Raw genomic sequence first — 13,420 nt, 5'->3', positions numbered from 1 at the left:
AAGATTATTATATAAGTTAATACTTACTTATTTTAAAGCTGATCAATTAAAGCATGACGGCTTGTTATACGCAAGTTAACAAGGCCCTAAACCTAGACCTTTGCCAACTATTAACCTATCTAAACTAAGCTATGCTAACCCCATGTAAATTAAAGGCTATTTAAAATTAAAACAACTTAGTTTAGCTAAGCTTTAGTACATTAATGGAGTTCTTTTTAGGAGTAATTAAAGTCGAAGGCTTAACTGACTTATTTATGTGTAATTTAGCAACTTTGCATTACTATCCATTTACATAGGAACATCCTTAAGTTTGGTGCATTATACAGGCAAGCCTGCATATTTCAAGCTAGAGTTCCTCTGTAAAACTGTTTTGAATTTTATGTAGTTTGGCAGTGTTTAAAAAACGCTTGTTGGTATAAGTAGTTATACCAACAAGCGAGCATTGTCTTACAGTAGGAATAGCTAAACTCTCAATCTGATATAGCTTAGTCTTAGGTGGTTACTTAGCAAATAACCCTTCAATAATGCGCTCGCATGCTTTTCCATCGCCATAAGGGTTATGTGCAAAGCTCATTTCTTTGTATGTTTCTTTATTTTCAATCAGCTCACTCACCGCGTTTATAATTTTATCGGTGTCTGTGCCTACTAATTTAACGGTGCCTGCAGCTACCGCTTCTGGGCGTTCTGTAGTATCACGCATTACTAACACAGGTTTGCCTAAACTTGGCGCTTCTTCTTGTACGCCACCTGAGTCTGTTAAAATTAAATACGCTTGATTCATTAAAAATACAAAAGGTAAGTAGTCTTGTGGATCGATAAGCTTTACATTGCTTTTATCTGCCAGTAAGCGTTTAACCGGTTCTTGTACATTTGGGTTTAAGTGCACAGGGTATACAAAGTTATAGTCAGGGTATTTTGAGGCCAGCGACGAAATTGATTGGCAAATTCGCTCAAACCCACCACCAAAGCTTTCGCGACGATGACCTGTGATGAGTACATAAGGTTTATCTAAAATTTCAGCGAACTTGTCAGTTAGCTGCTGCTGTACATCGTCTTTTGGCAATACGTTATTTTTAACTTGCAGTAATGCATCTATTACCGTGTTACCCGTTACAAAAATAGCGTTTTTTGATACGTGTTCACGTAATAAGTTATCTGCAGACGCTTGCGTAGGGGCAAAATGTTTTGCTGTTAATACGCCCGTTAATGTGCGGTTTGCTTCTTCTGGCCATGGGCTATACAAATTACCTGTACGTAAACCTGCTTCTACGTGTCCTACTTTAATTTGCTTGTAAAAAGCGGCCATTGACGCTGCAAATGTAGTGGTTGTATCACCATGCACAAGCACCCAATCTGGTTTAAACTCATCAAGCACATCACGTAAACCGAGTAAAATTTTACTGGTGATGTCGTATAGGTCTTGCCCTGCTTTCATTATGTTTAAATCATAATAAGGCGTAATTTGAAAAAGCTCCAATACTTGGTCAAGCATTTCTCGGTGTTGCGCTGTTACACACACTTTAGCTTCAATTCTTGCATCGTTTTCGAGCGCAAGAACTAACGGCGCCATTTTAATTGCTTCGGGGCGGGTACCAAATACGGTTAAAACTTTCATCTATTATCCTAAACACAAAAGCCTGCCAAAAATGGCAGGCTTACTTAATCTACTTATATGAGTTAAAAAATTCCGCGGCTATCAACAACAACTTTCCTAGCCACTTGCTCTGCAGGTATGGCCTTAAATTCTTTATGATCAACCAACACTGCTAATGTATTACTGCGCTCAAGCGCTTCTTCAATTGAAACCAACTTAACGCCTAACGCTGCTAGAGCTTCTGGTAGCTCGTTGATATTTGGCTCAACAACTAGCACTTCGGCTTCGTTGTTTTGCGCTAGCATTTTGGTAATATCGAGTGCAGGGCTCTCGCGTAAATCATCAATATCTGCTTTAAATGCAATACCTAAACACGCTATCACTGGCTTTTTAAATTGATCAGCTGCATCAGTTATTTGCTTTAAAACATAATGAGGCTTAGCGTCGTTAACTTCACGAGCCTGACGTATGAGTTTTGCAGTTTCTGGCGCAGAACTAACAATAAACCATGGATCAACAGCAATGCAGTGACCACCCACACCAGGGCCTGGGTTTAAAATGTTTACTCGCGGATGACGGTTTGCAAGCTTTATAAGTTCCCAAACATTAATATCTAGCTTGTCGCATATCATTGATAGCTCGTTTGCAAACGCAATATTTACATCGCGAAATGAGTTTTCTGTTAGTTTTGCCATCTCTGCTGTTCTGGCGTTTGTTAGTAAACATTCACCCACAACAAAGGTTTTATACAAGGCAACCGCTTTTTTCGAGCACTCTTCCGACATACCGCCTATAACGCGATCATTCTCTACAAGTTCGCGCAAAACGTGACCTGGCAATACACGCTCAGGGCAATGTGCAATGTTTATATCAGCTTCGTTACCAGCGGTTTGTGGAAAAGTTAGGTCTGGGCGTGCTTCGGCTAACCAGTTTGCAAGCTCTTCTGTTGCCCCAACAGGCGAAGTTGACTCTAAAATAACTAAATTGCCTTTTTCGAGTACTGGCGCAATTGCTTTTGCTGCAGCTTCTATGTAGCTCAAATCTGCTTGGTAGTCTTCTTTAAAAGGGGTTGGAACAGCCACCATAAATGCTTCTGCTTTTTCTGGTTTTGTTACTGCCTTTAAATTACCGGCTTTAACTGCGCTGCGTACCACCATATCAAGGTCTGGTTCAACAATATGCACATTCCCTGCGTTTATTGTATCTACAGCATGTTGGCTTACATCAACCCCAATAACATTAATTCCGCGTGATGCAATAACAGCTGCAGTTGGTAAGCCTATATAGCCAAGCCCAACGACTGATACAGTTTTAAATAACATTTAAACCCCTAATTTAAATTAACTTTTGTAAAAACCCAGCCCTGGGCAACTTTAAACTTTTTTTGTAAGGTAGTAATAAAAATACTTAATTAAATTACTTTGCCTCAATATCCTTGTTGGCTGGCTTAATAATCTGTAGAGCCACTCTAAGTTTACGGCTCTAAAAGCGGCAGGTGCTCGTTTTACATTTTCGGTAAACACGTCATAGGTTCCGCCTACTCCCATAAAAAAGGTAGATGGGCACGACTTCTGACACTCAAAAATAAATAACTCTTGACGAGGAGACCCTAAAGCAACACTTACAAGCTTTGCACCTGAGTTAGCTATTTCTTCAATAACTTGCTGCTCTTCGCTAGCAGAAAAATAACCGTTTCGATAACCTACAACATTTACGCCTTGCGCTAACAATTTGTTATAAGCTTCATGTACCACAGACTCTTTTGCACCTAATAGAAATACTGGCACATTATTCTCTGCAGAACGTAACATTAAACGCTCCCAAAGCTCACAACCAGGAATGCGCGCCACAGGCTGTTTTAATCGCTTTGACATTACATAAGACACACCAATACCGTCTGGGTATCTCAAAGTAGCTTGCTGCAATGTGCTCATAACCTGTTGGTCAACATTCGCTGCCATCACCTTTTCAGGGTTTATTGCAACTGCAACACCTGGCTTTACGCCCTCAGGTACTAAAATTGAAGTATCAATAAGTTCATCAATTGATTTATAGGCTAAAACGTCTATTCCACCTACATTTATACTATTCATTATCAACTCTCAATTTAGCGTATATCTTTAATATTTCCTCTGTTACAGAGGATAACTGGTATGGTGCGGCAGACTTTATTGCACAGAGGCGCATTGTTAAATAGTCTTGTTCTGATAAGTCCAAAACTTGCTCTATTGCAGACGTTGCGTTAACACATACGTTTTCGTCATTTTGAATTAAAAAGCCATTTTCGCCATTTAGTAGTTGCGCGGTGCTGCCGTCGGTCTGTGTTGCTATTACAGGTAACCCACACGCCATTGCTTCCGCCATTACCAAACCAAATGATTCATTATATGATAAATTAATCAACATGTAACTTTCGTTATAAATTGTAACCAGCTGTTGTGCACTGCAATAATCAAAATAACGAATGCTCACGTTCTCGTTTTTAGCGAAACGCTCTATAAACGAACTATCACCTGACCCTACTATCGCTACCGTTAACTTACGCTGAAAATTTTCTAAAATTGCTTCGAGCCTATCAATGCCTTTGTTTTTATTTAAATTACCTACAAAAACAAAATCGAACTGTTTTATTGCGGTTGTCTGTGGCTCATAAAATAGGTCATTCACACCCGCACTTAGCACACTTGCAGAAACAGGCTTAAAAAATCGCTGCTTTAATTTTTCACTCACAAAAATAAACTTATCAACAAAACCTGAGCTATACCGATAAACTGGCCCAGGTGTTGGATACAAATAAATATCGCTACCGTGAAAAGTAACAACGATTTTTGCTCGCCAATTACGTAATAATTTATAAGCAATAGCTAATAAAATATTTGGAAAGTAAAAATGAACATGAATGATATCGTACTTTTTAAACGAAAAAATATAACCAAGCACGAAGCGCAAAAAGAACAAAGGATAACGCAATAACTTAGCAATTCCCGACTTTTCTTCTTGATCTAAATAATAAAAATCAACATGGCAATTACCCTGCTTTTTTAAGCTCTCGTACTGGTTAAAAACAAATCGTCCCGAATTTGGCTTGTTTTTACTTGGCCCCATATTCGATAGCAGTAATACACGTAAATTGCTCACTTGTTTTGTTTCTCCATACGCTTAAGCTTAACGCCATAATTGGCGCGCGAAGGTATAAAATGAAACATTAATCGGTATGCTAGCTGTATAAAAGGGATAAAAATAGCAGGTGTTTGTGGGGAGTATCCCGATTCGACAACCTGATTTTTATACTTTGAAGCAGTTTTTGACCATATTGATTTTAAATTACGATAAGACACCGCTCGTGAATAGTCTTGTTGAATAAATGAGTCAAAAACAATTCGAGAGGCAAATGGTGAAACTATTGTAAAAAATTGTGCGGCTAATACATTACTACCAAATACGGTATAGCGACCACCTCGCCCATACACAAACTCATAGTAAGTCACTTTTTGATAATCATTTAATTCTAGGTTAGCAGTTTTAACTTTGAAATCTTGCCACAGTATCTCAAATTCGCCGTTAGTCAGTTCTTTATAGCGTAAACGAAGTAACTTATGTGCGCTAAAGTTGATAAAACGATAAACAAATGGCACTAACTTTAATAGCTCTCCTCGCTTGCCCTTAAAGTTTATGTAGGTGCCTCGCTGAAATAAATCACCTAAGTAACCGTCATAAAAAGTAGAGGCTTGGTTATAGTGCTGTGCAATGTAGTGATAATTGGTATACAAGCGATTAATAGGCTTTAATGTGGCAAACGCCATTTCGTCCAAAATTGCTTGTTCTTGTTCATGAAGCGGCTGCTCATTAAAGTCAAAGGCATGGTAGTGTTCAAAGTCTTGCTGGTAATGCCCTGCTATTTTGCGTTCAGGCGAACCTTCGGGTCCGTAAGTAAAACCATATTTATAAGCACCATTAGCCAATAGATAACGAGAGTCTAGGCCGCTGCTTAATGGCAAAATTCGGGTATCGTAGGGCCAAAATTCAGTTAATGTATTTACATACTCTCCAAGGTCTTCTATTGCTTTTCCGTCATAAAATGTAAAGTAACTCTGCTCTGTTCCAGAAGTAATCGCCGCACCTGGCTGTAGGCGCTCAATTTCATTGTAAAGCGTGTAATTACCAAACAAGTGCTGCTTTTTACGAAGAATACTTTGCATATCATTATTTAATGTATGCTCTTGTGTAAGAAGAGCTTTAACGCTTGGCGCAATTCGCAGCCCATTCGCAAGTCTATCAATATAATGTGTTGATAAGCCGAGTGGATCTGTTAGCAAAGTTTGTTGTTCGTCATTTTTCCAAAAGATGACAAATACACCCGCTAAAATATCGTTTAATACGCTTGGTCCGCGCTCAACAATATCTTTGGCAAGTAAAGCAAGGGGATTTAACTTTTGCTTATATATAAACCAACCTGAAGCAATAAATACTTGCTCTTGGTAAATCGCTAGCGGCGGAGTCGACCAAGCATTGGTATCGTAAATCAAATAACCATCGGCAATATTTTCAGGAAATTGATATAGCTTGCTATTGTCAGACATTGCAGCAAAAGAAGCCGGTAATGACTTTGGATCGCAATTTAAATACATGCCACGCATTTTATTTATCCTTATGACGCTGCATTTGTATTAACAGACGTACGTTGTTGACGTCGTTGTAAGTAGGCTTCAAGAGGCTTTTTACCAAATATCGCCCCAACCAGTAATTTAACTATTACACGTGGGTTTAATAACTTTAACTTTAAAGCATGAGCGTATTTTTTTATTGCCATCATACGGTTACCGCTACGTAACTCAAAGTCAGCCAAACTTTCGAACTGTCTTGATAAGCCATTATTTAAGCCAAGGTGAAGATACTCTGCTTCGTACTTCTCTATAATTGCACGATGACCATTCGCTTTTGATACTGGATTACATGAAATACCATCATCAGCAAGTTGGTAAGTAATAAGCGCTTCGGCTAAGTGAATTGCAGGGTATTTTTTTGATAAACGTAGCAGTAAGTCATAGTCTTGCATGCTTGGTAGGCTGTTATCAAAGCCGTCAACATCGCGGATAGCATCAGTTGCAATCAATAAGACGGATGTGCAAATACCATAACCTTGATTTAGTAACGATTCGTATAAGTTATCGGCTCCAAGGCAGCCAAAGTACTTTTTCCAGCCTTGATACTCTAAATACATATCGGAGTAACAAATGGCTGCATTGCTTTTCTCTAATGCGGCTATTTGTTGTTCAAGTTTAGTTTGTAGCCACAGATCATCATCATCTAAAAATGCTACATATTCACCTTGAGCAAAATCAACACCGGTATTACGCGCTTGGCAAGCCCCTTTGTTCGCACTATGTCGAATATACTTAATTCGCTGTTCATCAGCATATTGTGCCATTACAGCTTCGGTTTGGGCGCGCGCATCGCTACTAGGATCATTATCATCAACAATCACTATTTCCCAGTTCTCATAGCTTTGAGCCTGTACACTTGCGATTGCTTTAGGTAATGCATGCGCACGTTTGTACGTTGGTATGATGACAGTAATTAATTTATTCATTTTAAAAGCCTAGGTAATATATCGCGCTTACTTGTTTCGGTAACCATCGTAATAAGTAATATCTGTTTCGCTATAGTGCTTAAAGGTCAAGAAGTAATCTAACCCTTTGTTTTCTATCGGGTGTCTATGTATTTCATCTTGATAAAAAAAGTTACTTTCATTAATCAGGAGCACATAAGAAAATGCGGCCATATGAAAAGCGATAACTAAAAATAAAAAGCTGCCTGTTATTAATTTGGGTGTTATGTACTGAAATGCTAACAACATTAAAGGGGCATACAGAAGGTACAACGGCAATAAAATGCGATGTAACTCATCACCTATAAAAAACAGCGCAATAAAGCTGAGCAATGTTAAAAAGCTCATCATATTAAATAATCGAATATACGTTGGGCTTGTTGTTTTTATATAGCCAGGTAATGCGATAATCGTGACGAAAATAAAAAATAACAAAGAAGGTAGTTTTGAAAAACTAGGTTCAAAAACTAAGCGCGTTAAAATTTTATTAATCATGTAATGATTAATAACAGAACCTACTCCTTTAATTGCTAACACCCCAAAAATTGCTGCAAAAACAAACCCTAGAATTAACAAGATTAATTGTTCAATATTCCAACGTCGGTTTAAATGCTTACTAAAAATAAGCAAAGGAAGTAGTAAAAAGCTTGTTGAAAAGTGCATTAAACTTCCTAAGAAAAAAATAGCTATGCCATGTTTCTTATTCGTTTGTGAGTACCAAATTCCATAGAGTAAAATAGGCACAGCCATACATGCTCTGATCAAGTGCCACTGACTTTGAAAGAACTTATAAAAAAATACAATCATTAAAAAGCACAGCAGTGGACTAGGGTTATCAACTAACTTACAAAATTTCCAAATTAACAGGTAGGTAACTGCTAGCGTTATAAAGTAGTAAAGGAATGAGTGATTATTAGTTAAGCTCGCTACAACCCAGCTATATAAAGCGAATAAGAAGTCTGCATGCTTTGCATACAGTAATGAAGTGGGTAACATGCTAGAAAAGCTGCTATAACGCTCATAGGCCATTAAGTAAGAGGGCATATCATCTGCTCCCCCCCAAAGATACCCTATATGACGCGAAGCAATCAGCACAGATAACGAGAACACAACAAAAAAGACGATTGCACTATCAAGTTTGGTTTTTTGCACTGCGAAGGCGTAAATAAATACGCCCGCAACCCAAGCTAAAAATGGCAAAAATAACCAGCCTGCAAGCAACAGGCAGCCAGTGATTAATAGCTTGGTATTTACTTGCTGTTGTTGTTCAGCAAAGCCGAGAGAGTCGTCAGCGTTCAAGTTATAACCTTATCACTTTGGCTTAATCACCTTTGCGCTGACGATTATTAATACGAACAAAATGTAGTAATAAGATGCTTACACAAACAAAAAACCCTGAAAAAATAGCACCAAGAATACAAATAACCGCTCTGTTAGGAGATGACTTTCGTTCTTCAACGATAGGGCTTTCAATAATCTTGAACGCAAAGTCCTTACGAACCTCGGCAAGTAACATTGCTTTGGTTTGCTCTTCTATAATTGTGTAGAACACGTTTTGCATTTCGGCTACGTTGGTTTTTGATAGCTGTTCATTTAAGTACTTAATGCTTTCTTTTTTCTCAGCTATTTCACGTTCTCTAACCGATTTATTGATCAATGCAACGATATTTTCTACATACTGCTTAGAGATGCGAGGGTCGATATGCTCAAATGAAATTTTAACTAAACCATTTACTTTGTCTTGTTGTACAGAAAGCTTTTTGAGTAGTCTCTCGTATGTTTCATACATTGAAGGCTCTAGACTTTCTTGTGACTCTTGGTCTATTTTCCACTTTCCATCGCTATAAAGCGCAGGATCGATTACCAGCTGCTGAGAATCTCTATTCCATTCTTTTACAGCGAATAAATTCACTTTTACGTTATTTTGCTCAATAAATTTATATAGAAAGTCTTTTGATTTGATGATCTCTAAATACACAGCAGTGTCATCACCAGCACCACCTAGATTGATACCTGCAACACTTGCTAAGCTACCCAACTGCCCTAGTGATGCTAAGGCACCGCTTTCTTGCTGCTTTTGCGGCGCTAACAGTACAGTCGACTTATACATGTTTGGCAAGGTTAACGAGTAGGCTAAAATTGCTGCACTAAAAACGATTGATAAAAAGATGATTAACCACTTTTTGTTCCAAAGTACTAACCAAAGTTCAATCAGATCAAAGGGCTTTTGTGAACTTACGTTCTGATTTACCGTGCCTGTCATTGCGCTTTCCCTGCTGCCAATTTTAATAAATACTGACCATAGCTTGTTTTACTTAAAGCTTGCCCTTGCTCTATTAATGACTCTTTAGTGATCCACCCCTGCTTATAAGCAATTTCTTGCAAACAGGCTATTTTGAAGCCTTGGCGCTTTTCAACAGTTTGTACAAAGAGCGACGCTTCCATCAGGCTGTCGTGCGTGCCTGTGTCTAGCCATGCAAAGCCTCGTCCTAGCACTTCAACTTTAAGACGCTTTTCGTCTAAATATGCTTGGTTTATTGCCGTGATTTCTAACTCACCACGAGCTGAAGGAGTGACCTTTTTGGCTTTTTCAATAACTGAGTTATCGTAAAAATACAATCCGGTTACTGCATAGTTAGATTTAGGCTCTAACGGTTTTTCTTCGATTGAAATACCATTAAAGTTTTCATCTACTTCAACAACTCCAAACCTTTCAGGATCGTTTACTTGATATGCAAAAATACATGCTTCTTGGTCAAGTTTTGCATGGGCTTTTAACTTTGGTGAAAAGTTAGAACCATAAAAAATGTTATCACCCAAAATGAGGCAAACGTTGTCGTCGCCAATAAACTCTTCACCAATAATGAAAGCTTGCGCTAGGCCTTCAGGTTTTGGCTGTACCTCGTAGCTCAAATTGATACCAAAACGGCTGCCATCACCTAATAGTGTTTTAAACTGCGCCTGATCTTGAGGTGTTGTAATGATGAGTATATCTTTAATTTCAGCAAGCATTAGCACCGATAATGGATAGTAAATCATCGGTTTATCGTAAATCGGTAATATTTGCTTAGAAACACCTTGAGTTATCGGGTGTAAGCGTGAACCACTACCACCGGCAAGTATGATGCCTTTTGTTTTGCGTAATGATGAATTGTCATTGTTCATTTGTGAATTACTCATTTCCATACTTCATTTAATGGTCAGTTCTGAGCGCTTAGGTATGCTTACTTTACACTCAATTTTCTTTATCGAAACGTTCAATTTAGGCTGCAGAAGCTAGCAATTATTCTCCGGCTGCACCTAGTCGCTCACGTTGATATGAGCCATCCTGAACATTTTGGCACCAATCTAGATTGTCTAAATACCATTGCACTGTTTTTCGAATACCAGACTCAAACGTTTCTTGAGGTGTCCAATTTAATTGGTCGGCTATTTTAGCTGCATCAATTGCATAACGACGGTCATGGCCAGGACGGTCTGTAACATAGGTGATTAGCGAAGCATACCCTTCGGCTAAATCTTTACTTGGTGCTAACTCATCTAACAAACTACAAATAGTTTTTACTACTTCAAGGTTTGTTTTTTCGTTATGTCCACCAATGTTGTATGTTTCACCTACTTTACCTTCACTAGCAACGGTGTATAAAGCACGAGCATGATCTTCAACAAATAGCCAATCTCTAATTTGTGAACCATCACCGTAAATAGGTAATGCCTTGCCTTCTAACGCATTTAAAATGACTAGTGGGATCAGCTTTTCAGGAAAATGAAACGGGCCATAGTTGTTCGAGCAGTTGGTAACAACGACAGGTAAACCATAAGTGCGGTGCCACGCTCTCACTAAATGATCAGAGCTTGCTTTACTGGCTGAATAAGGGCTACTAGGTGCATACGATGTTTGCTCTGTAAATAAAGGCAAACTTGAGCTATTTTCGACATCATCAGGATGAGGTAAATCACCATAAACTTCATCTGTCGAAATATGGTGAAATCTAAAGGCTTGTTGTTTATTAGTATCTAAGCTTGCCCAATAACCTCGCGCTGCGTCAAGTAGGGTATATGTACCAACAATATTTGTTTGAATAAATTGGCCAGGCCCATCAATTGAACGATCAACATGCGATTCTGCAGCTAGGTGCATTATAATATCAGGCTGATATGATTGGAAAAGTGAGTCGACAGTTGCACGATCACAAATGTCACCTTGAATGAAAGTATAACGTTCGTTATTTTCTATGCTTTTAAGTGACTGTAAATTTCCAGCATATGTGAGCTTATCTAGGTTTATAACTTTATGTGATGTTTCGTTTATTAAAAAACGTACCACGGCACTTCCAATAAACCCTGCACCACCTGTTACTATAATCGTTTTCATCCACACCCTTTTTAACTAAATTAATTAGCTTTTCAACAGCGGCGAATTATCGCAAATATACAGCCTATTTGCTATAACCTGCCGATTTTTTGCCGTTTTCTAACTGTTCTAAATACAATTCTAATGTTAATAAACTGCCTATTTTTTCAGGGCGAATTGAGTCGTCCATGGCAAAGAACTTGGATAGAATTTTATTAACTTGGTCATTGCCAATTAATGTTGCGACTCGGCTATTTGGCATACATAACATATCTGTAAGATACTGCTTAAATTGCGTTTCTCTGAGCCAAGTGTCGTAGGCTACATAGTGTCGCTTAGGGGCAATTGAGCGATATAGCTTGCGTGCCGCTCTTTCAAACACAGAACCTTTTATTAGCTTTACTAGTTGTTGCTTAACTGGATTTACCTTTGGCTCAACTTGATTTTCGGTCAATGAAATTGGTTTTCCTGTTTGTTGCCAAGGGATCGCTGCAAAATAGTCAGGATAATAACGTAACAACATTGCGTGGTATAACTTACCATTACGTCTAAAGCTTTCTGGTAAAGAATAAAGAAACTCAACCAAATCGTTATCCATAAACGGTTTAAGGTTATGTAACTGATGACTCAATAAATCACTTCCAGCGCCAATAAAGCGTACTCCGCGATTATAAATAAGCACAGGATCATCATTTTCATATGTAAAGTAGTCATGATCAATGTTTGCATGTTGAACATGCTTAGTATAGCGAGTTGCAATTCTTTTCTGCTTTGAGATTGTTGCTTGCGACTCAGGAAATAAATAGCTCCCGCCAAAAGTCACATCACCTAAATAACCATTGAGTAAATAATTAGACTCTTGTGCAATCAACTCTACAGAGCTGAGTGCATGCATGTGTAAAATATTCTTTAAGCCATCTGTTAACCAAACACCACGTTCTCTGCCAGAGAACCAATTGTTTTGATCAATTGCAACCAACTGGTTAGATACCCCTGCTAAATCAGCCACTTGTTTTGCAATAATTGCATCATCGCAACTAGGTTCACCAAAGGTAAATGTTTTGATTTCGCCTTTATAGTGCTGCTTGGCTCCAGCGAGCAAAACTCTAGAGTCAAGACCACCACTTAATGTAATTGCTAATTTAGGCTGTTTTACCACACTCATACATCGAGCCATACTGGCATCAAAAAGCTGATAAGATTTTTCAACAGCCTCATCAAACGAGATGTCATTTAGTGGTTTAATCTCTGACCATTGCCAGTAGAGTTGCTGCTGATAGTGTTCTGCTTGGGTATTAACAGTGACTAATGTTGCTGCTGGCACACGTCGTATATTCTTAAATAAAGTTTGCTCACCAAGCATGTGCCCTACATCAATATAGGTATCTAAAGCCGCCTGATCTATCTTTTGTGTGTAATCTGGGTGCAGTAGTATGGCTTTTGGCTCACTTGCAAACCCTTTTATACGATCACCTTCAACCCAAAGGTAAAGTGGTTTAATACCGAAGCGATCTGTTGCCAAATGAAGTGCTTGTGTTTGTTTATCATATACCGAAAAAACAAAGTAACCATTTAAGCCATTACAAAACGCAAGTAGGTTATCAATTAGATACTGCTCGCAAAGATTCTGTAGCGCATCTTCCGTTTTACAGTCATTACCATTGATTGAAAAGATATCGCCCCAAATAGTGACGTGCAAGCGATCATCGCTATATTCGTAGCACGCTATTTGCTCAACATTTTTAAGCATTTGCTGATAGTGCTGCGAAACAAAATAACTATGTTTATCGCCTGCTACATTCGCAAAGCAATCATGATCTTCTGCTACTTGGTCTGGGCTAATAAAACCGATCATACCGGGCAT

The 13,420-nt window shown here is 38.5% G+C and carries 11 protein-coding genes; all 11 read right to left on the bottom strand.

The features are described from left to right. Window positions 1-499 precede the first annotated feature (499 nt). The 11 genes from wecB to QL229_RS12860 all read right to left on the bottom strand — a co-directional run bounded on the left by wecB (window position 500) and on the right by QL229_RS12860 (window position 13,420). Window positions 500-1,615, bottom strand: a complete 1,116-nt coding sequence (gene wecB, locus QL229_RS12910; protein ID WP_281547001.1) for a UDP-N-acetylglucosamine 2-epimerase (non-hydrolyzing) — start codon at window positions 1,613-1,615, stop codon at window positions 500-502. Window positions 1,616-1,677: 62 nt separating this feature from the next. Next, window positions 1,678-2,916 carry a UDP-N-acetyl-D-mannosamine dehydrogenase gene (gene wecC / locus QL229_RS12905; RefSeq protein ID WP_130050474.1) on the bottom strand — a complete coding sequence of 413 codons (1,239 nt, stop codon included), beginning with the start codon at window positions 2,914-2,916 and terminating at the stop codon, window positions 1,678-1,680. 51 nt (window positions 2,917-2,967) lie between these two features. Further along, on the bottom strand, window positions 2,968-3,687 hold the full coding sequence (locus tag QL229_RS12900) for a WecB/TagA/CpsF family glycosyltransferase (RefSeq protein ID WP_281547000.1): 720 nt from the start codon (window positions 3,685-3,687) through the stop codon (window positions 2,968-2,970). Then, the gene (locus QL229_RS12895) at window positions 3,680-4,732 is read right to left on the bottom strand and encodes a glycosyltransferase family 4 protein (RefSeq protein ID WP_281546999.1); all 1,053 of its coding nucleotides are present in this window, start codon (window positions 4,730-4,732) and stop codon (window positions 3,680-3,682) included. The genes QL229_RS12900 and QL229_RS12895 overlap by 8 nt, the downstream gene beginning before the upstream one ends. Beyond that, entirely contained in the window at window positions 4,729-6,231 is a 1,503-nt protein-coding gene (locus QL229_RS12890) for a hypothetical protein (protein ID WP_281546998.1), read from the bottom strand. The genes QL229_RS12895 and QL229_RS12890 overlap by 4 nt, the downstream gene beginning before the upstream one ends. Before the next feature lie 11 nt (window positions 6,232-6,242). Further along, entirely contained in the window at window positions 6,243-7,184 is a 942-nt protein-coding gene (locus QL229_RS12885; protein WP_235403720.1) for a glycosyltransferase family 2 protein, read from the bottom strand. 27 nt (window positions 7,185-7,211) lie between these two features. Next, a complete protein-coding gene (locus QL229_RS12880; RefSeq protein WP_281546997.1) occupies window positions 7,212-8,501 on the bottom strand; it encodes an EpsG family protein in 1,290 nt (429 codons plus the stop codon). A 22-nt stretch (window positions 8,502-8,523) separates the two neighbouring features. Further along, complete coding sequence (locus QL229_RS12875) at window positions 8,524-9,465, bottom strand: Wzz/FepE/Etk N-terminal domain-containing protein (protein WP_281546996.1); 942 nt, start codon at window positions 9,463-9,465, stop codon at window positions 8,524-8,526. Beyond that, the gene (rfbA, locus tag QL229_RS12870; protein WP_235403724.1) at window positions 9,462-10,382 is read right to left on the bottom strand and encodes a glucose-1-phosphate thymidylyltransferase RfbA; all 921 of its coding nucleotides are present in this window, start codon (window positions 10,380-10,382) and stop codon (window positions 9,462-9,464) included. The genes QL229_RS12875 and rfbA overlap by 4 nt, the downstream gene beginning before the upstream one ends. Before the next feature lie 103 nt (window positions 10,383-10,485). Next, window positions 10,486-11,577, bottom strand: a complete 1,092-nt coding sequence (rfbB, locus tag QL229_RS12865; RefSeq protein ID WP_199527057.1) for a dTDP-glucose 4,6-dehydratase — start codon at window positions 11,575-11,577, stop codon at window positions 10,486-10,488. A gap of 64 nt (window positions 11,578-11,641) precedes the next feature. Further along, the gene (locus tag QL229_RS12860; protein ID WP_281546995.1) at window positions 11,642-13,420 is read right to left on the bottom strand and encodes an asparagine synthase-related protein; all 1,779 of its coding nucleotides are present in this window, start codon (window positions 13,418-13,420) and stop codon (window positions 11,642-11,644) included.

The sequence above is a fragment of the Pseudoalteromonas sp. PAR1 genome (genome assembly GCF_947311895.1).
GTDB classification, from domain to species: domain Bacteria; phylum Pseudomonadota; class Gammaproteobacteria; order Enterobacterales; family Alteromonadaceae; genus Pseudoalteromonas; species Pseudoalteromonas lipolytica_C.
This window is presented reverse-complemented; position numbering and strand designations above follow the sequence as displayed.